The organism is Nocardia kruczakiae NBRC 101016 (assembly GCF_001612965.1).
In the GTDB taxonomy this organism is placed as follows: Bacteria; Actinomycetota; Actinomycetes; order Mycobacteriales; family Mycobacteriaceae; genus Nocardia; species Nocardia kruczakiae.
This window is the reverse complement of sequence record NZ_BDBL01000037.1, coordinates 1-17,879: the sequence shown is the minus strand read 5'-3', so window position 1 is coordinate 17,879 and position 17,879 is coordinate 1. Positions and strand designations below refer to the sequence as shown.

Genomic DNA, 17,879 nt, shown 5'->3' with positions numbered 1-17,879 from the left:
CTGAGGATCGCCTGAAAATGGCAGCGCGGCCGGGACCTATCACGACGCGGTGCGCGCTCGACGGCACGTGCGACCACGGAGCGCCGACTGCGACGATGATCGGATCATGATCAGGCCGAGAGTGATCCTCAGCCGGGCTATGGAGGCAGGGCTCGTAGTGGTGGGGCTGGCCGTGTTGTGGGCCGGCACGCCGAACGACTGGCTCGTGGTCTGGGATGTATTGGCGGCCGTGTACGTCGGGATCTGGGCGGTGCGGCTGCTGCGGAACCGGCGCGAGGAGAATCCTCAGGAATGGCTCGCCGAGGTTCAGGGCAACTGGGCGGCGTTGCTGGCGATCGGGTTGGCCAGTGCCGTCGGGCTGGTCGCAGTCGTATCGATGATCGCGGACGTCGATGAGAAATTCGGGGCATCCGCGAAAGCCGTTGCGGCCGTTGCGGCACTGCTGGCCTGGTTTCTCCTGCACCTGGGCTTCGCCGAACAGTATGCGCGAACTTACTACGCGCTGCTGCCGGACCGCGCGCTGTCGTTCCCGGGTTCGGGGCAACCGAACCTTCTGGATTTCGCCTACTTCGCCTTCACCATCGGGGTTTCCTTCGCGGTCTCCGACGTCGAGACCCACCACCGTGACATCCGCGTCCAGGTTCTGGTGCATTCGGTGCTCGGCTTCTTCTACAACGCCGCGGTCATCGGAGTCGCGGTCGGGGTGGTGACCGGTGGGCGGTGACTACCCCGACCGCACGAATCTCAGCGCCGAAGCAGAGCGTGTTGCCGCCGAAATCCTCGACCGCTTCGATTCCTGAGGTCCTGCGGCCTTAAGACGCCGGCCAGATCCCCCGCAACCGCGCGGCGGCGACCGTGCTCTGGCGTAGTCCCGCTTCGTAGGCGGGGCGCAGAGCGGCCGGGTCGAAGACGTCCGCACCTGTGGCGGCGATGGCTTGCGCGTCTGGAGAAATGGAAACCATTGTGGCCGAGGCGAGTTCGTCGTCGGTGTCGGCTCGTGGGTAGAGGTGGGCGCCGGGTTCCGGATCACGATCGTCTCGGCGCCGGCCGCCAGGTCGGCATTGATCGGGGAGCGTACGCCGCCGTCGGCGTAGTGGCCGCCGTCGATCGGGATCGGCGGGAAGACTCCCGGCACCGCCGTGCTCGCCGCGACCGCCTCGGCCACGGACGCTGCGTCGGTTCGGGTCCACGCGCGCAGGACGCCGGATTCGGCGTCGACCGATGTGATGACCAGATCGCAGTCCGGCCAGTGCGGCATCGCCAGCAGGGCGTCCATTCGCGCGACATGTTCGGCGGCGTCGGCGGGGACGGCCGGGGTGGATTCCTGCCCCGGCGCGGGCGAGGTGAGCAAGCGGGCGACGTCGCCGCCGTCGGCGAGTACCGCGGCGACGACCGCGCCGGGTAGTCGGGACCGCTGGATGGTCCCGGTAGAGCGGGTTGTGCGGGATAGTTGCCGGAGTACGCTGAGTGGGTCGGCCTTCGATGAATCGGCCTCTCGATGAATCGAGACAACTCATGCACGAGCTGGCAATCGCGCAGGGGATCGTGAGCGGCGCGTGTGAACACGCTGCCGGGCGGCGGGTGTACCGCGTGACCGTTGCGATCGGGATGCTCTGCGCGGTGGTCCCGGATGCCCTGCACTTCTGTTTCGGCCTCGCGGCCGAAGGCACCCTCGCCGAGGGCGCCGACCTCGTCGTCGAGGAAATTCCGGGCCGGGCGCGCTGCCGCACCTGCGGCGCCGAATTCGGTCTGCCCGATCTGATCCCGCTGTGCGCCTGCGGCAGCGCCGACGTCGACATCCGCGCCGGGCGGGAGCTGCGAATCCGCTCCATGGAGGTGAGTGAGACATGTGCGCAACCTGCGGATGCGGCGGCGACGACACCCAGGCGGTGATCACCGGCCCGCACGAGCACGACCATCCGCACGACGGCGATCACGGGCACGAGCACGGGCACGATCACGGCGACGCACACCCGCACGACCATTCCCACCCGCACGAGCATGGCGGTTCGCCGACCGAGACGGTGACTCTGGAACAGAAGGTGCTGGCCAAGAACGACCAACTGGCACAGGAGAATCGGCGCTGGCTGGCCGAGCGGGGCATCCTCGCGCTGAACCTCACCAGTTCCCCGGGCGCGGGCAAGACGACACTGCTCGAACGCACCATCCGGGAATGCCCGGACATGCCGGTCGCGGTCGTCGAGGGCGATCAGGAGACCCTGCTGGACGCGCGGCGGATCGAATCCACCGGGTGCCCCGTGGTGCAGATCAACACCGGCGCCGGCTGTCATCTCGACGCGCAGATGACCCGCGGCGCGCTCGACTCGCTGGACCCGGCGCGCGAGAGCGTGGTCCTGATCGAGAACGTCGGCAATCTGGTGTGCCCCGCCCTGTTCGACCTCGGCGAGCGCGCGAAAGTCGTCATCGTCTCGGTGACCGAGGGGACCGACAAGCCGTTGAAGTATCCCCACATGTTCGCCGCGGCCGGCCTCGTACTGATCAACAAGATCGACCTGCTGCCCTATGTCGACTTCGATCTCGCCACCTGCACGCGCTACATCCACGCGATAAATTCGGGCGTCGCGGTCTTCCCGGTGTCGGCGGCCACCGGCGCGGGCCTGGCCCACTGGTACGGCTGGCTGGCCGAACAGCGAGGAGCGGGCACGGCCGCACCCATTGAGGTTCATTTGGCGCAAGACTAAGCTCGGTGTGGTCTGTATCACAGATTGAGACGGCTTCGAGCCGGATCGGCCAGCCCCCGCCCGGCTCGGGAAGGCGGCGCTCATGCCAACCCAGGAAGCAGTTCGGGCCGAAGAGACGCTGATACACGTCCTGTGGATCAACGCGGGCCTCAGTTGTGACGGCGATTCGGTGGCGTTGACTGCCGCCACCCAGCCCAGTGTCGAGGAAATCGCTCTCGGAGCGCTTCCCGGCCTGCCCAAGATCGCCGTACATTGGCCGCTGATCGATTTCGAATGCGGTCCGAACGGGGGAGCCGACGACTTCCTCGAATGGTTCTTCAAGGCCGACCGCGGCGAACTGGAACCCTTCGTTCTGGTGGTCGAAGGTTCGATCCCGAACGAACAATTGCACGGCGACGGTTACTGGTGCGGTTTCGGCAACAACCCGGCGACGAATCAGCCGATGACCACCAGTGAATGGCTCGACCGGCTGGCGCCCAAGGCCACCGCGATCGTGGCGGCCGGCACCTGCGCCACCTACGGCGGCATTCACGCGATGGCGGGCAACCCCACCGGAGCGATGGGGGTTCCGGATTATCTCGGCTGGGACTGGAAGTCCAAGGCAGATATTCCGATCGTCTGTGTGCCCGGATGCCCGATCCAGCCGGACAATCTCTCCGAGACGCTGACGTATCTGCTGTACATGGCTACCGGTCAGGCGCCGATGATTCCGCTCGACGAAGCGCTGCGACCGAAATGGCTGTTCGGTGCCACCGTGCACGAGGGCTGCGATCGCGCCGGATACTACGAACAAGGTGATTTCGCCGAGGAGTACGGCTCGCCGAAGTGCATCGTGAAATTGGGCTGCTGGGGCCCGGTCGTGAAGTGCAATGTGCCCAAACGCGGTTGGCTCAACGGCGTCGGAGGGTGCCCGAACGTCGGCGGTATCTGCATCGGCTGCACCATGCCGGGATTCCCGGACAAATTCATGCCGTTCATGGACGAACCGCCCGGTGGGAAGATCTCGTCCACCGCGTCGGGGTTGTACGGATCGGTGATCCGCAGCCTGCGCCACATCACCGGCCGCACGGTCGACAAGGAGCCGCACTGGCGGCACAAGGGGGAGAAACTCGATACGGGCGCGACTCGCACCTGGTAGGAGGATCTCGCGATGACACAGATCATCCCGGAGGCGTCGCACAAGAAGATCGAGCCGGATTCGCTCGTCGAAATGGCGTGGGACCCGATCACCCGGATCGTGGGCAGCCTCGGTATCTATACGAAAATCGATTTCGAGAACCGGGAAGTGGTCGAATGCCACAGCACGTCGTCCATCTTCCGTGGCTATTCGATATTCATGCGCGGCAAGGATCCGCGCGATGCGCACTTCATCACCAGTCGCATCTGCGGAATCTGCGGTGACAACCACGCCACCTGTTCGTGCTACTGCCAGAACATGGCCTACGGCGTGAAGCCGCCGCATCTGGGCGAGTGGATCGTCAATCTCGGCGAGGCCGCGGAATACATGTTCGACCACAACATCTTCCAGGAGAATCTGGTCGGGGTGGACTTCTGCGAGAAGATGATCGCCGAGACCAATCCGAGCGTTCTCGACGCCGCCCGCAAGGCCGAGGCGCCACACGCCGCGATGCACGGCTATCGCACCGTCGGCGACATCATGGAAGCGCTCAATCCCTTCACCGGCGAGTTCTATCGCGAGGCGCTACAGGTGAGCCGGTATACGCGAGAGATGTTCTGCCTCATGGAAGGCCGGCACGTTCATCCCTCGACGCTGTATCCCGGCGGCGTCGGCACGGTCGCCACGGTCCAATTGATGACCGATTACATGTCACGGCTGATGCGCTACGTCGAATTCATGAAGAAGGTCGTGCCGATGCACGACGACCTGTTCGACTTCTTCTACACCGCGGTGCCCGGATACGAGCGGGTCGGGCTGCGGCGCACCCTGCTGGGATGCTGGGGCTCGTTCCAGGATCCGGAGGTCTGCAATTTCGAGTACAAGGATATGGAGGACTGGGGCCGGCGGATGTTCGTGACGCCGGGTGTGGTGGTGGACGGCAAACTCGTCACCACCTCGCTGCTCGACATCAATCTCGGCATCCGAATCCTGTTGGGCAGTTCGTATTACGACGACTGGACCGATCAGGAGATGTTCGTGAAGACCGATCCCCTGGGCAATCCGGTGGACCGGCGCCATCCGTGGAATCAGCACACCAATCCGAAGCCGCAGAAACGCGACCTCGACGACAAGTACAGCTGGGTGATGTCACCGCGCTGGTTCGACGGCAAGGACCACCTGGCCCTCGACACCGGCGGCGGCCCGCTGGCCCGGTTGTGGTCGACGGCGCTGGCCGGTCTGGTCGACATCGGCTACGTGCGCTCGACCGGGCACAGCGTGCAGATCAACCTGCCCAAGACGGCGCTGAAAGGGCCGGTCGAACTCGAGTGGAAGATTCCGGAGTACGGCAGCAACACCATCGAACGTGATCGTGCCCGCACCTACTTCCAGGCCTACGCGGCGGCCTGCGCATTGCATTTCGCCGAGAAGGCGCTCACGGAGATCCGGGCCGGGCGAACCAAGACATGGGAGCATTTCGACGTGCCGGACGAGGGCATCGGCTGCGGGTTCACCGAGGCCGTGCGCGGCGTGCTGTCGCATCACATGGTGATCCGCGACGGCAAGATCGCCAACTACCACCCCTATCCGCCGACGCCGTGGAATGCCAACCCGCGCGACAGCTTCGGCACACCGGGGCCCTACGAGGACGCGGTACAGGGACAGCCGATCTTCGAGGAGAACGACCGCGAGCACTTCAAGGGCATCGACATCATGCGCACGGTGCGAAGCTTCGATCCCTGCCTGCCCTGCGGTGTGCACATGTACCTCGGGAAGGGCACGACCCTGGACCTGGTGCATTCACCGGCGCAGATATCGACCGTCGGATAACCGGAGATCCGGTCCCGGCGACAGGAGGAGGCGATATCCACGCGTCCTGACGGTGAGTCCGCGGCGACGGTCGGCGACGACCGGTGGCGCAGCGCGGGTGATCGCATCGAGACTCTGCTCGATGCCAGTTCCGCGGGTGGTGCGGTGGCCCGGGAACGGGCCGAGGCGCTGGTCGGCGAGGTGGTCGATCTGTACGGCGCCGGACTGCGGCGCATCCTCGCCGTCCTCGACGACGCCACGGTGCAGCGACTGCTCGCCGACGATCTGGTCGCCAGCCTGCTGCTGGTGCACGGTCTGCATCCCCACGACGTGCGGACCCGGGTCGCCGGCGCGCTCGACAGCGTGCGGCCGTATCTGGGATCGCACGGCGGCGATGTGCGATTGCTCGAGGTCACCGAGGAGGCGGTGGTCCGGCTGGAGCTGACCGGAAGCTGCCGCAGTTGCCCGTCGTCCTCGGTGACACTGGAATTGGCGGTGGAGGACGCCGTGCGCGCGGCCGCACCGGAGATCACCGCGATCGAAGTGGTCGCCGCCGAGGCGGCCGCCGACACGGCGGTGATCGCCCCGGAGACGCTGTTCGCGCACGTGCGCTCCGGCGGAAACTGGATCGGCGCACCGGAATTGGCGGATTTGGCCGCCGGTGAGGTCGGCGGCTTCGCTTTGGGCGGGCTGACGGTACTCGCCTGCCGGGCCGGCGACGAGATCTACGTCTACCGCGATCACTGCCCGAACTGTGACCGGTCGCTGGCCGGCGCGGTTCTGCACCGCGGGGTCCACGGCGACCCGGTGCTGCGCTGTCCCGGGTGCCGCGCCCATTTCGACATCGTCCACGCCGGTGCCCGGCTCGACGGGAGCGGACATCTCGAGCCGCTGCCGGTTCTGGTGCGCGACGGCGAACTGTCGGTGGCGATTCCGGTGGGGGTGGGCGGATGAACCCGACCGTGCGCGCACTGCGCCGCCTCGCGGCCGAACGCCCTCCGGCACCGGTGGCGGGGGAGCGGTGCGAGATGTGCGCCGAACCCGTCGGCGCGGCGCACCAGCACGTCGTCGACACCGAGAGCCGGCACATGTTGTGCGTGTGCCGGGGTTGCTATCTGCTGTTCACCGATCGGGCGGCGGCACTGCGTTACCGGGCGGTCCCGCAGCGGTACGTCTCGTTCCCCGATTTCCGGATGAGCCTGCCGGAATGGGACGGCCTCGAGATTCCGGTCGGACTGGCCTTCTTCTTCCACAGCTCGGCGGCCGGGCGCACCGTCGCGTTCTATCCGGGACCGGCCGGTGCCACCGAATCCGAACTGCCCCTGGATAATTGGCACGCGTTCACCGAGTCACATCCGGAATTCGGCGACGTCGCCGACGATGTCGAGGCCCTGCTGATCCAGGTCCCCGAACGCGACGCCGGCGCGGCACGCTGCCTGCTGCTGCCGATCGACGCCTGCTACGAGTTCGTGGGCCGGATCCGTTTGCTGTGGCGCGGTTTCGACGGAGGTTCGGATGTGCGCGACTACATAGCGCGATTCTTCGCCGAGATGACGGCGCGGGCCCGGCCATTCGACCCGGGCGACATGGGGGAGGCGCCGTGAGCCCCGCCTACGCCACCACCTTCGCGGTGCTCGGGATGAAGCCCGAACCGTACGCGGTCACTCCGATCCTGTCCGCGCGGATCGGAATCGCCTCCGTCGGTGACGAACCCGTCCACGCCATCGCATTGCGCGCCCAGGTGCGCATCGAGCCGAACCGCCGGTCCTACACCGAGGCCGAGAGCGCGGGACTGCTGGATCTGTTCGGCCCGCGCGACCGCTGGGACCACACCCAGCGCTCGTTTCTCTGGATGCACTGCGCCACAACGGTTCCCGGCTTCACCGGCGGCGCGGAGGTGGATCTGCCGATGCCGTGCACATACGACCTCGAGGTGGCCGGATCGAAGTACCTGCACGCGTTGCGCGAGGGTGAGGTGCCGCTGGTGTTCCTGTTCAGCGGGACCGTATTCATCCGCGGCAGTAACGGTTTCGCGGTGCAGCAGATCCCCTGGGATCGCGACGACCGCTACCGGATGCCGGTCTCGGTGTGGCGGGAGCTGATGGCGGCCCACTTCCCGGCCACGGGCTGGCTGCGGCTGCACGAGGACACCCTGGCCGCGCTCACGGCCTACAAGGGGGAGCACGGCCTGCTCGGCTTCGACGAGACGGTCGCACGGTTGCTCGCGGGCGCACAGGAGTCGGCGTGAGTACCGCGCGATCGAGCCGAGAACGAGCCCGCGCGGTCGCCGACGCGGTGCTCTACGAGGGCTATCTGCTCTATCCGTACCGGGCCGACGCACGAAAAAATCAGTGCCGCTGGCAATTCGGCGTCCTCGGCCCTGCCGGCGTGCACTCGTCCGGACTGGGGGAGGAGTCCGAACTCACCGGGCAGATGCCGATGGTCCCGGACGGCGACCCGGCCCTGCGGTTCACGCTCCGATTTCTGCAACTGCAGCATCGCGGTGTGCACGACGCGGACGGCGCACCCGTCGCGGAGACGACCGTCGCGGGCGATACCTGGCCCGATTGGGACGAGGCCGTCGAACGGGAGGTCACCGTCGGACCGTGTGCCCCGGCCGCCCTGACGGTGCCGTTCGAGATTCCGGGAGGCCGCGACACCGAACCCCTCGCCGAACCGGCGACCGGGCACGCGAGCATCGTGCGCACCCGCCGCCCGGTGCGCGGCGAATTCGAACTGGCCGTCGCGGCCGAGGGCGACTATCCGATCCTCAGTGTGACGGTGCGCAATACCGGGGAGCCGGCGGCCGATCGCCGCGACGCCCTGGCCCGCTCGATGCTCGGTGCCCACGTGATCGTCGAGGTCACCGGCGCGGAATTCGTCACGCTGCTGGAACCGCCGCCGGAGGCCGAGGCCGCCGTGGCGCGGTGCGCCCAGCATCGCTGCTTCCCGGTGCTGGCCGGGCCGCCCGGCGACCGCAGCCTGATGTTGATCTCGCCCATCATCCTCTACGACCATCCCGAAATCGCCGCGCAGAGCCCGGAATCGCTCTACGACGCCACCGAGATCGACGAAATCCTCACCCTGCGCGTCATGGCGATGACCGACGAGGAGAAGGCGGTCGCGCGCGCCACCGATCCGCGGGCGGCGCGCATCGTGGACAGCTGTGACGCGATGACCGCCGAGCAGATGGCGCGATTGCACGGTGTGCTGCGCGACCCTGGCGCCGGGGAGAACCGGGTGGTGCCGGAGATCCCGCCCGGGATCGACTGGTGGGATCCGGTGGCCGACGGCGCGGTGCGGCCGGATTCGGATGCCGTGCCCATCGCCGGGACGCTGGTGCGCAGGGGGAGCCGGGTGCGGCTGCATCCTGCCCGGCGCGCCGATATCCACGACATGTTCTTCGACGGCCGCGACGCGCGGGTCACCTCGGTGCACGCCGACGTCGACGGGCGCACCCACGTCGGTGTGGTCATCGCCGACGATCCCGGAGCCGATCTGCACGAATGGTACGGGCGTTACCTGTATTTCGATCCCGACGAACTGGAGCCGCTGGACGGACCGGGCGAGTAGCGCGGCCGGAGGAAAGGACGGATGTCATGGAGACGGTGGGAATGGTGGCGACGGGAGTCGTCGCGGCGGCGGTTGTCGTCGTGGCCCTGATCGGAATCCGCTCGATTCCGGATATGCGCCGCTATCTGCGAATGCGGCGCATGTGAACAGCCGGGTGCTGGTCGCCGGAATCGGCAACATCTTTCTCGGCGACGACGGATTCGGCCCCGAGGTGGTGCGGCGGATACCGCCGGACCGCGACGAGGACGTGCGGGTGGTCGACTACGGCATCCGCGGCATGCATCTGGCCTACGACCTGCTCGATGCCTGGGATGCGCTGATCCTCGTCGACGCGATCCCGAATCGGGGCGTGGCGGGGCGCATCGAGGTGATGCGCGCCGAACCGGGGCAGGAGGCACCGGCCGGGCTGGACGCCCACGGGATGGATCCGGAAGCGGTGTTCGCCGGGGTCCGGGCGCTGGGTGGGGTCGTGCCACCCACCGTGGTCGTCGGCTGTCAGGTGCTCTCGACCGACGAGGGGATCGGCCTGTCCGAACCCGTGGCGGCCGCGGTGGACGAGGGCGCCGAGACCGTGGCGCGGGTGCTCGCGCAGCTGCGGATGTCGCGAACGGAGGTGTGATCGTGTGCCTCGGAATTCCGGGCCGGGTCGTCGAGATCATGGACGGCTATGCGGGTCAGCTCGCTCTCGTGGACGTCTCCGGCGTCGAGCGCACGGTGAATATCGGCCTGCTGGAGGACGATCCGGTGCGGCCGGGTGACTGGGTGATCATCCACATGGGCCTCGCGGTCGAGCGCACCGACGAGGCGGGCGCCCGCGAGGCACTCGCCGGACTGCGACTGCTGAGCCGAGGCGAACCATGAATACCGAGGCGGGCCGAGCGGTGAAAACCGAGGCGGGGCGAGCGGTGAATACCGAGGCGGGGCGAGTAGCCGGCCGCGCTCGGTGCCGGCTGGTCGTGCGCGGTGTGGTGCAGGGCGTCGGATTCCGGCCCTTCGTCTACAGCACCGCCGCCGAACTCGCGCTGACCGGCAGTGTCGCCAACGACAGCGACGGAGTGATCGTCGACATCGAGGGAACACCGTGGGCGCTGGCCGAATTCACCGATCGGGTGCGCCGCCACCCGCCGCCGCTGGCGGTGGTCGACTCCGTCGAGCGCACCGATCTGCCGGTGCGCGGCGGAACCGGATTCCGCATCGCCGGCACGACCCGTGGCAGCGGTCGCACCCTGGCCTCGCCCGATGTGGCGATCTGCGCCGACTGTGCGCGGGAGCTGGCCGATCCGGCCGACCGCCGCTACCGGCATCCGTTCATCACCTGCACCAATTGCGGCCCCCGCTTCACGATCATCGCGAGTCTGCCCTACGACCGTGAGCGGACCTCGATGGCCGATTTCGCCATGTGCGAGCGCTGCGCGCGCGAGTATCACGATCCCGCCGACCGCCGTTTCCACGCCCAGCCGATCGCCTGCCCCGACTGCGGGCCCACCCTGCGCTACTCCGGTCCCGGAACCGGCGACCCGGTGGCCGCCGCGCGAAAGACGCTGCGCGAGGGCGGAATCGTCGCGGTCAAGGGCATCGGCGGCTATCACCTCGCCTGCGCCGCCGACGACGAGGACGCGGTGGCGCGGCTGCGCGCCCGCAAACGGCGCGGCGCGAAACCTTTCGCCGTCATGGTCGCCGATCTCGCCGCGGCCCGCACCCTCGCGCGAGTCGACGCGGCCGCCGCGGCGATGCTGAGCGGACCACAGCGGCCGATCGTGCTGCTGCCGCGCGGTGAGCGAACACCGGCGGAATCGGTGGCCCCGGGGCTTCGTGAGCTCGGCGTGATGCTGGCCTACACCCCGCTGCATCTACTGCTGTTCGGACTACCCGGCGACCCGCCCGGACCGGTCGCGCTGGTGATGACCTCGGCCAATCTCGGCGGCGAGCCCCTGTGCTACACCGACGAGGACGCCGAACGACGGCTGCCGGAACTGGCCGACGCGGTGCTGGACCACGACCGCCGCATCCTCGTGCCCTGCGACGATTCGGTGGTCCGGCTGGTCGACGGGATCGAAATGCCGATCCGCCGCTCCCGCGGGTACGCGCCGCTGCCGCTGGCGCTGCCGCAGGAGTCGGCGCCCGTCCTCGCGGTCGGCGCGGATGTGAAGAACACCTGCGCGGTCGCCGAGGGCCGATATGCGTGGCTGAGTCAGCACATCGGCGATATGGACGATCTGGCCACGTTGCGCGCCTTCGGCGCCGCCGAACACCATCTGGAGGAACTGACCGGCGTGCACCCGGCGCAGCTGGCGGTCGACGCCCATCCCGGCTATCGCTCCAGCGCCTGGGCGCGCCGGGCCGCGGCCGGGCGACCGGTACACACCGTGCAGCATCATCACGCCCACATCGCGGCGGTGATGGGGGAGCACGGCCTGCCCGGATCGTCGACCGTCCTCGGAATGGCGTTCGACGGAACGGGTTTCGGCCCGGACGGCGCGATCTGGGGCGGTGAGGTGCTGGCCGCCGGCTACAAGGGATTCCGCCGCCTGGCACATCTGGCCTACATCCCCCTCCCGGGTGGTGACGCCAGTGTGCACCGGCCCTACCGGATGGCGCTGGCCCATCTGCACGCCGCCGGCATCGCGTGGGAGGAGTCCATCGCCTCGGTCGCGGCGTGCCCGCCCGCCGAGCGCCGGGTCCTCGCCCACCAACTCGGCACCGGGCTGGGCTGTGTCCCGACCTCGAGTATGGGGCGGTTGTTCGACGCGGTGGCGTCGCTGGCGGGTGTGCGCCACGTGGTCGACTACGAGGCGCAGGCCGCCATCGAACTGGAGGCCCGCTCGCGTGACGTGGACCCCGGGCACGGCTACCGATTCGTGCTCGGCGGCGCCGATCCGGACGGGACCGTGCGAATGGACCCGGCTCCGGTGCTGGCCGCCGTACTCGCCGACATCGCGGCAGGGGCCGGTGCCGGCCTCGTCGGCGCGCGCTTCCATGTCGCGGTCGCCGACCTTGTGGCCGCACTGGCGCGCCGATTCGGCGAACCGGGTGTGCCGGTGGCCCTGTCCGGTGGCGTGTTCCAGAACGCGCTGCTGCTCTCGCTCTCGCGAAACCGCCTGCGGGAGGCGGGTTTTCAGGTCATCACTCATCACAGAGTGCCACCCAACGACGGCGGCCTGGCCTTCGGGCAGCTGCTCGCCGCCGGGGCTCGATGAGCGAAAGGAAGGAACCGATCATGTGCCTGGCAGTCCCGGGGAAGGTGCTCGACCTGTACGAGCGCGATGGCGCCCTGATGTCGGTGGTCGACTTCGGCGGTGTCCACAAAGACGTATGCCTGCAATATATTCCGGACGCCGCGGTCGGCGACTACGTCGTCGTGCACGTCGGATTCGCCATTCAGCGCCTCGACGAGGAATCGGCGCTGGCCACCCTGGCCGAATTCGAACACCTCGGTGTACTGAACGAGGAATTCGGCGACGGTTTCGCCATCGCCGCCCGGCAGTCCGGTCTTCCCGATCCCACCTCCGGCGCACCGTCGGAGTCCGCCCGCGACGACGAGGTGAACCGATGAAATATCTGGACGAATTCAGCAATCCCGAACTGGCTCAGCGCCTGCTCGAACGCATCCGGGCCGCCACCTCGCGGCGCTGGTCGATCATGGAAGTCTGTGGCGGCCAGACGCATTCGATCATCCGGCACGGCATCGACCAGCTGCTGCCCGATACCATCGAAATGATCCACGGTCCCGGCTGCCCGGTCTGTGTCACGCCCCTGGAAGTGATCGACAAGGCACTCGAGATCGCTGCCCGCCCGGAGGTCATCTTCTGCTCCTTCGGCGACATGCTGCGCGTGCCGGGCAGTTCCAAGGATCTGTTCCGGGTCAAGAGTGAGGGCGGTGACGTGCGCGTGGTGTATTCGCCGCTGGACGCGCTCACCCTCGCGAAACAGAATCCCGACCGGCAGGTGGTGTTCTTCGGGATCGGCTTCGAGACCACCGCACCGGCCAACGCGATGACCGTGTATCAGGCCCAGCGGCTGGGTATCGAGAACTTCTCGCTGCTGGTCTCGCACGTCCTGGTCCCGCCGGCGATCGCCGCCATCATGGAATCACCGGACTGCCGGGTCCAGGCGTTCCTGGCCGCCGGTCACGTGTGCTCGGTGATGGGTATCAGCGAATACCCGCCGCTGGCGCGGAAATATCGAGTTCCGATGGTGGTCACGGGATTCGAGCCGCTCGACATCCTCGAGGGGATCCGCCGCACGGTGATCCAGCTCGAACAGGGCCGCTGCGAGGTCGAGAACGCCTACCCGCGTGCGGTACCGGCCGAGGGCAACCCGGCCGCGAAGGCCATGTTGGAGGACGTCTTCGAGGTCACCGACCGGGCCTGGCGCGGGATCGGCGTCATTCCGCGCAGCGGATGGCGGCTCTCCCCGCGCTACCGCGACTACGACGCCGAATACCGATTCAGCGTCGGTGATATCCACACCGCCGAATCGTCGGTCTGCCGCTCCGGAGAGGTGCTGCAGGGATTGATCAAGCCGACCGATTGCGCGGCGTTCGGCACCCGCTGCACACCGCGTAACCCGCTGGGCGCCACCATGGTGTCCTCCGAGGGCGCCTGCGCCGCCTACTACCTGTATCGCCGCCTGGATCTGCCGGCGGAGGTGGCTCATGCTTGACCACGCCGAAACCTCTGCTCCGCCACCAGTTTTCGACGCGGAGAGCTGGGTGTGCCCACTGCCGTTGCGGGATTCGCCGACGATCGTGATGGCGCACGGCGGCGGCGGCGCGATGTCGGGCGAGCTGATCGAGCATCTGTTCCTGCCCGCGTTCGGCGCCGCCGCCGACGCCGCGCTCGGGGACGCGGCGGTGGTCGAGGTCGGCGGCACGAGACTGGCGTTCTCCACCGATTCGTTCGTGGTGAAGCCGCTCGTCTTCCCCGGCGGCACGATCGGCGAGCTGGCGGTCAACGGCACCGTGAACGACCTGGCCATGGCCGGTGCGCAGCCGCTGGTGCTGTCGACGGCGTTCATTCTGGAGGAGGGCACCGACCTGGCCGAGATCGCCCGGGTCGCCGAGGCCATGGGCGAGGCCGCCGGCACGGCCGGGGTGAAGCTGGTGACCGGCGATACGAAAGTGGTCGACGCCGGTCACGGGGACGGCATCTTCGTCAACACCGCGGGCATCGGGCTGGTGCCCGCGGGGGTCGACATCCGTCCCGAGCGCGCCCGGCCCGGCGATGTCGTGCTGATCAGCGGCGACATCGGTGTGCACGGGGTGGCGGTGATGAGCTGCCGCGAAGGCCTGGAATTCGGCACCACCGTGCGCAGCGACACCGCGGCGCTGAACAGTCTGGTCGCCGCCGTCCTCGCCACCGGCGCCGACGTCCACACGCTGCGCGATCCCACCCGCGGCGGGGTCGCGGCGACCTTGAACGAGATCGCGAAAGCCGCGAATACCGGTGTGCGACTGGACGAGCGCGCGCTGCCGATTCCGGACGCGGTCCGCGATGCGTGCGGACTGCTGGGCCTGGATCCGCTGTACGTGGCCAACGAGGGGAAGGCGATCGCCTTCGTCGCCGCCGAGGACGCGGACCGTGCACTGGAAGCGATGCGGGCGCATCCGCTGGGCGCGCGGGCCTGCGCGATCGGCGTCTGCGTCGACGAACATCCCGGGATGGTGGTCGCGCGCACCGCCCTCGGCGGTACCCGGGTGGTGGATCTCCCTGCCGGCGAACAGCTTCCGCGGATCTGCTGAGCGCCCGGCGGGGTCGCGGGCGGGAGATACGATGCGGCCGACGATGACGGTATCGCCCCCTCGGGAGGGGGCGCGAGTACAGCGCGCCCGGCGCCGCGGCGTGACCGGTATGGCCGTGACGGTGGTCGCGCTGCACGTCGCGGGCTGGGGGCTGCTGGCCGCTCTGGTCGTCCCGGCGCACTACGCGGTGGGCAATGTGGTGTTCGGCGCCGGCCTGGGCGTGACCGCGTACACGCTGGGGATGCGGCACGCCTTCGACGTCGACCATATCGCCGCCATCGACAACACCACCCGCAAACTGGTGGGCGAACGCAGGACCCCGGTGTCGGTCGGATTCTGGTTCTCGCTCGGCCATTCCACCGTCGTCTTCGTCATGGTCGGTGCGCTGGCACTGGGCGCGCGGGTGCTGGCCTCCGGCGTCGAGGACGACGGCTCCGGGCTGCGGCGCTGGACCGGCACCTTCGGCAGCGGCGTCTCGGGAACCTTCCTGCTGCTCATCGGCCTGCTGAACCTGGTGTCGCTCATCGGTATCGGGCGGGCGCTGCGCGCGGTGCGCCGAGGCGAGGGTGACGAGCGGGAACTGGATTCCCGGCTGCACGCGCGCGGAGCACTGAACCGGGTGCTGGCGCCACTGGTGCGCGCGGTGCGCCGGCCGGGACAGATGTATCCGATCGGCGTGCTGTTCGGGCTGGGATTCGACACGGTGACCGAGGTGAGTCTGCTGGTGCTCGCGGGTGGCGCGGCGGCCGACACCGATCTGCCCTGGTACGCGATCGTGGTGCTGCCGCTGCTGTTCTCGGCCGGAATGACCTTGTTCGACTCGCTGGACGGGGCGTGTATGAACGCGGCCTACGGCTGGGCCTGCGCCGCCCCGGCCCGCAAGATCTACTACAACCTGCTGGTGACCGGGCTGTCGGTCGCGGTGGCCCTGCTGATCGGCGCCCAGGAGATCGTCTCCGTGGTCACCGGCGCACTGGGCATCACCTCCGGCCCGCTGGCCTGGCTCGGCGGTCTCGATCTGGGGGCGATGGGATTCGTCGTGGTGGCGTTGTTCGTCGCGACCTGGCTGCTGGCGCTGATCCTGTGGCGACGCGAGGAAACATGAGCGGGCCGCAGATGTTCGCGCGCTACGCTTACGCGCCGAACGCGCTGGGTTACTGTGGCCCCGCCGACGCCCCCGCGCTGGCCGGCGGGACCGATGCGGAGATCCGGGCCGTGGCACGTCGCTTCTCCGGTGCGTGGCCGTACCTGCACGTGCTGTCGGAGATGACCGGAATAGCCGATCCGCTCGACCCGCGACTGGTCGAATCCTATTGGCTCGGTGGGGGAGTCGGCGCCCAGCTCGACAGGACGGAGTTCCTTGCGCGGCTGTTGTCGGTGATCGGCCCGCTCGCCGGCGGTTACTGGCGTCACCTGGGTCCCGAGCTGGCCGAGGAGAGCGCGGCCAACCACAACTTTCATGTCTTCGGCATCTATCCGTGGACCCGTCTGCTCGGCCGGGGTCCCGCGGAGCTGCCGCTGCGCGTGCTCGACAACTGCCGGATCACCTGGGCACGGGTCTGCGCGCGCGACGCCACCACCGCGACGGTGTGTGCGCGGCGGCTGTGCTGGAACGATTCCCGGCTCTCCCTGTCGGCGGAGACGTCGCGCCGCATCGAACTGGCCGGGGCGGGCATCGACGCCGCCGATATCGAGGTGGGCGACCATCTCGCGCTGCACTGGGAGCACATCTGCGCCCGGCTCGACCGCACCCGGCTGGATCGGCTCACTTCCGCGACGGCCTGGCAGCTGGCGGCCACCAACCGCCGCCTGGGCCCGAACTCCGTGACTGCGGCCCGGCCCTCACGGGCCTCGTGACGGCGACGGCGATTACTGCTCCGGGTGCTCGCGCAACGTTCGCTCCCGGGTGATCTGGGCGTCGACCACCGCGCCGAGCAGGATCGCGAAGTTGGTGAGCCACAGCCACATCAGCAGGACGATCGCCGCGGTCAACGATCCGTACACGCGATCGAGCGAGTCGAAATGGGCGGCGTAGAGGGCCAATCCGGCCGATCCCGCGATCCAGATGCCCACGGCGATCACGCTTCCGGAGGTCAGCCAGCGCAACCGTTGCCCCTCGGTGTTCGGCGCGACCCAATACAGCAGCGCCAGTGCGACACTCACCAGCAGGGCCAGCAGCGGCCACTTCACGATCGACCAGACGAGCAGGCCCGCCGAACCCATCCCGATCCGGTTGCCGGCGTGTTCGGCCAGGCCCGGGGTGATGGCGAAGCCGAGCACGGTGACGACGACGGCGACCACCAGCGTCAGCCCCAGTGCGAATCGCAGTGGCAATGTGCGCCACAGTGATCGGCTCTCCCGCACCTCGTAGAGGTCGTTGGCTGCGCGGATGAACGCCCCCAGGTAGGTCGACACGGTCCAGAACGCCGACAACAGGCCCACGACCGCCATCGGACCGGACAGCGACTTGACCGACTGCAGGTGGTGGATCGAGTCGGAGATCAGTGACGTACCGCCGCCGGGACCCAGCCGACCGGCCGCGCCCGCGAGCGAGTCGGCGGGGGCGGGTCCGGCGACACTCAGCACGACGATGGCGATCAGCAGGGCCGGAAACAGCGACAACATGCTGTAGTACGTCAATGCCGCCGCCCAGTCGGACAATTCGTCCGACCACGCCGCGCGCACGGTACGCAGGAGCACTCTGACCTCGGCCCGGCGAAACATCCGGTACCGCAGCGCCGGCTCCGATCCGACCGCCACAGTGTCTACCTCCCATCACTTTCCTATCCGCGCACAGTCGGATCGACCGCGCATGTGTTCGGAATACCACTACCGCATCCCGCCACGCGCGGCCGATGCGGTTTGCTTTCGCTGACGATGTCGCTCGTGTGAAGTGCGGGTGCGCACGGTGTGTGCGGGTGCGCGCGGGTTGTCGCGG

20 protein-coding genes are annotated in these 17,879 nt (G+C 68.6%); 18 read left to right on the top strand and 2 right to left on the bottom strand.

The window, feature by feature from the left end; all coding sequences use genetic code 11:
* The first annotated feature begins 106 nt into the window (after positions 1-106).
* Positions 107-724 carry a DUF1345 domain-containing protein gene (locus tag NK1_RS24575; protein WP_063906101.1) on the top strand — a complete coding sequence of 206 codons (618 nt, stop codon included), beginning with the start codon at positions 107-109 and terminating at the stop codon, positions 722-724.
* Here the strand turns inward: NK1_RS24575 and NK1_RS36255 are convergent, their stop codons facing one another.
* Positions 725-1,258 (bottom strand): patatin-like phospholipase family protein, encoded by a 534-nt coding sequence (locus NK1_RS36255; protein WP_369689829.1) that lies wholly within the window; start codon positions 1,256-1,258, stop codon positions 725-727.
* Positions 1,259-1,515: 257 nt separating this feature from the next.
* Between NK1_RS36255 and NK1_RS24565 the strand changes: the two genes are divergently transcribed.
* From NK1_RS24565 to NK1_RS24490, 17 genes are all read left to right on the top strand, one after another.
* Complete coding sequence (locus tag NK1_RS24565; RefSeq protein WP_063012349.1) at positions 1,516-1,893, top strand: hydrogenase maturation nickel metallochaperone HypA/HybF; 378 nt, start codon at positions 1,516-1,518, stop codon at positions 1,891-1,893.
* Positions 1,848-2,702, top strand: coding sequence for a hydrogenase nickel incorporation protein HypB (hypB, locus tag NK1_RS24560; protein ID WP_063012347.1), 855 nt, complete (start codon positions 1,848-1,850; stop codon positions 2,700-2,702). The genes NK1_RS24565 and hypB overlap by 46 nt, the downstream gene beginning before the upstream one ends.
* 82 nt (positions 2,703-2,784) lie before the next feature.
* Complete coding sequence (locus NK1_RS24555) at positions 2,785-3,840, top strand: NADH-quinone oxidoreductase subunit B family protein (RefSeq protein WP_063012345.1); 1,056 nt, start codon at positions 2,785-2,787, stop codon at positions 3,838-3,840.
* Between the two features lie 12 nt (positions 3,841-3,852).
* Positions 3,853-5,649 carry a nickel-dependent hydrogenase large subunit gene (locus tag NK1_RS24550; RefSeq protein ID WP_063012343.1) on the top strand — a complete coding sequence of 599 codons (1,797 nt, stop codon included), beginning with the start codon at positions 3,853-3,855 and terminating at the stop codon, positions 5,647-5,649.
* A gap of 33 nt (positions 5,650-5,682) precedes the next feature.
* The gene (locus NK1_RS24545) at positions 5,683-6,582 is read left to right on the top strand and encodes a NifU family protein (RefSeq protein WP_084461499.1); all 900 of its coding nucleotides are present in this window, start codon (positions 5,683-5,685) and stop codon (positions 6,580-6,582) included.
* Positions 6,579-7,232 (top strand): DUF5947 family protein, encoded by a 654-nt coding sequence (locus NK1_RS24540; protein WP_063012339.1) that lies wholly within the window; start codon positions 6,579-6,581, stop codon positions 7,230-7,232. Before NK1_RS24545 ends, NK1_RS24540 begins: the two co-directional genes overlap by 4 nt.
* Positions 7,233-7,267: 35 nt before the next feature.
* Positions 7,268-7,876 (top strand): DUF6084 family protein, encoded by a 609-nt coding sequence (locus NK1_RS24535; RefSeq protein WP_063012479.1) that lies wholly within the window; start codon positions 7,268-7,270, stop codon positions 7,874-7,876.
* Positions 7,873-9,201 (top strand): hypothetical protein, encoded by a 1,329-nt coding sequence (locus NK1_RS24530; RefSeq protein WP_063012337.1) that lies wholly within the window; start codon positions 7,873-7,875, stop codon positions 9,199-9,201. Before NK1_RS24535 ends, NK1_RS24530 begins: the two co-directional genes overlap by 4 nt.
* A 26-nt stretch (positions 9,202-9,227) precedes the next feature.
* Positions 9,228-9,347 carry a DUF6893 family small protein gene (locus tag NK1_RS36365; protein WP_374726770.1) on the top strand — a complete coding sequence of 40 codons (120 nt, stop codon included), beginning with the start codon at positions 9,228-9,230 and terminating at the stop codon, positions 9,345-9,347.
* Positions 9,344-9,820 (top strand): hydrogenase maturation protease, encoded by a 477-nt coding sequence (locus tag NK1_RS24525; protein WP_063012335.1) that lies wholly within the window; start codon positions 9,344-9,346, stop codon positions 9,818-9,820. Before NK1_RS36365 ends, NK1_RS24525 begins: the two co-directional genes overlap by 4 nt.
* A 2-nt stretch (positions 9,821-9,822) precedes the next feature.
* On the top strand, positions 9,823-10,062 hold the full coding sequence (locus NK1_RS24520) for a HypC/HybG/HupF family hydrogenase formation chaperone (protein WP_063012477.1): 240 nt from the start codon (positions 9,823-9,825) through the stop codon (positions 10,060-10,062).
* Positions 10,059-12,398 carry a carbamoyltransferase HypF gene (hypF, locus tag NK1_RS24515; RefSeq protein WP_084461497.1) on the top strand — a complete coding sequence of 780 codons (2,340 nt, stop codon included), beginning with the start codon at positions 10,059-10,061 and terminating at the stop codon, positions 12,396-12,398. The genes NK1_RS24520 and hypF overlap by 4 nt, the downstream gene beginning before the upstream one ends.
* A 20-nt stretch (positions 12,399-12,418) precedes the next feature.
* Positions 12,419-12,754 carry a HypC/HybG/HupF family hydrogenase formation chaperone gene (locus tag NK1_RS24510; RefSeq protein WP_063012333.1) on the top strand — a complete coding sequence of 112 codons (336 nt, stop codon included), beginning with the start codon at positions 12,419-12,421 and terminating at the stop codon, positions 12,752-12,754.
* On the top strand, positions 12,751-13,863 hold the full coding sequence (gene hypD, locus NK1_RS24505) for a hydrogenase formation protein HypD (protein ID WP_063012331.1): 1,113 nt from the start codon (positions 12,751-12,753) through the stop codon (positions 13,861-13,863). Before NK1_RS24510 ends, hypD begins: the two co-directional genes overlap by 4 nt.
* Complete coding sequence (hypE, locus tag NK1_RS24500; protein ID WP_063012329.1) at positions 13,856-14,941, top strand: hydrogenase expression/formation protein HypE; 1,086 nt, start codon at positions 13,856-13,858, stop codon at positions 14,939-14,941. Before hypD ends, hypE begins: the two co-directional genes overlap by 8 nt.
* A 43-nt stretch (positions 14,942-14,984) precedes the next feature.
* Positions 14,985-16,046, top strand: a complete 1,062-nt coding sequence (nicT, locus tag NK1_RS24495; protein WP_245660787.1) for a Nickel transporter NicT — start codon at positions 14,985-14,987, stop codon at positions 16,044-16,046.
* Positions 16,043-16,798: a DUF6390 family protein gene (locus NK1_RS24490; RefSeq protein WP_063012325.1), complete on the top strand. Its 756-nt coding sequence runs from the start codon at positions 16,043-16,045 to the stop codon at positions 16,796-16,798. The genes nicT and NK1_RS24490 overlap by 4 nt, the downstream gene beginning before the upstream one ends.
* 12 nt (positions 16,799-16,810) lie before the next feature.
* Here NK1_RS24490 and NK1_RS24485 read toward each other — a convergent pair whose 3' ends face one another.
* Positions 16,811-17,701 carry a YihY/virulence factor BrkB family protein gene (locus NK1_RS24485; protein WP_157104422.1) on the bottom strand — a complete coding sequence of 297 codons (891 nt, stop codon included), beginning with the start codon at positions 17,699-17,701 and terminating at the stop codon, positions 16,811-16,813.
* Between the last annotated feature and the right edge of the window lie 178 nt (positions 17,702-17,879).

Coding starts and splice junctions, on each gene's coding strand:
- NK1_RS24575 (WP_063906101.1), top strand. CDS start 107: ATGATCAGGCCGAGAGTGATCCTCAGCCGGGCTATGGAGGCAGGGCTC.
- NK1_RS36255 (WP_369689829.1), bottom strand. CDS start 1,258: ATGCCGCACTGGCCGGACTGCGATCTGGTCATCACATCGGTCGACGCC.
- NK1_RS24565 (WP_063012349.1), top strand. CDS start 1,516: ATGCACGAGCTGGCAATCGCGCAGGGGATCGTGAGCGGCGCGTGTGAA.
- hypB (WP_063012347.1), top strand. CDS start 1,848: ATGTGCGCAACCTGCGGATGCGGCGGCGACGACACCCAGGCGGTGATC.
- NK1_RS24555 (WP_063012345.1), top strand. CDS start 2,785: ATGCCAACCCAGGAAGCAGTTCGGGCCGAAGAGACGCTGATACACGTC.
- NK1_RS24550 (WP_063012343.1), top strand. CDS start 3,853: ATGACACAGATCATCCCGGAGGCGTCGCACAAGAAGATCGAGCCGGAT.
- NK1_RS24540 (WP_063012339.1), top strand. CDS start 6,579: ATGAACCCGACCGTGCGCGCACTGCGCCGCCTCGCGGCCGAACGCCCT.
- NK1_RS24535 (WP_063012479.1), top strand. CDS start 7,268: ATGAAGCCCGAACCGTACGCGGTCACTCCGATCCTGTCCGCGCGGATC.
- NK1_RS36365 (WP_374726770.1), top strand. CDS start 9,228: ATGGAGACGGTGGGAATGGTGGCGACGGGAGTCGTCGCGGCGGCGGTT.
- hypF (WP_084461497.1), top strand. CDS start 10,059: ATGAATACCGAGGCGGGCCGAGCGGTGAAAACCGAGGCGGGGCGAGCG.
- NK1_RS24510 (WP_063012333.1), top strand. CDS start 12,419: ATGTGCCTGGCAGTCCCGGGGAAGGTGCTCGACCTGTACGAGCGCGAT.
- hypD (WP_063012331.1), top strand. CDS start 12,751: ATGAAATATCTGGACGAATTCAGCAATCCCGAACTGGCTCAGCGCCTG.
- hypE (WP_063012329.1), top strand. CDS start 13,856: ATGCTTGACCACGCCGAAACCTCTGCTCCGCCACCAGTTTTCGACGCG.
- nicT (WP_245660787.1), top strand. CDS start 14,985: ATGACGGTATCGCCCCCTCGGGAGGGGGCGCGAGTACAGCGCGCCCGG.
- NK1_RS24490 (WP_063012325.1), top strand. CDS start 16,043: ATGAGCGGGCCGCAGATGTTCGCGCGCTACGCTTACGCGCCGAACGCG.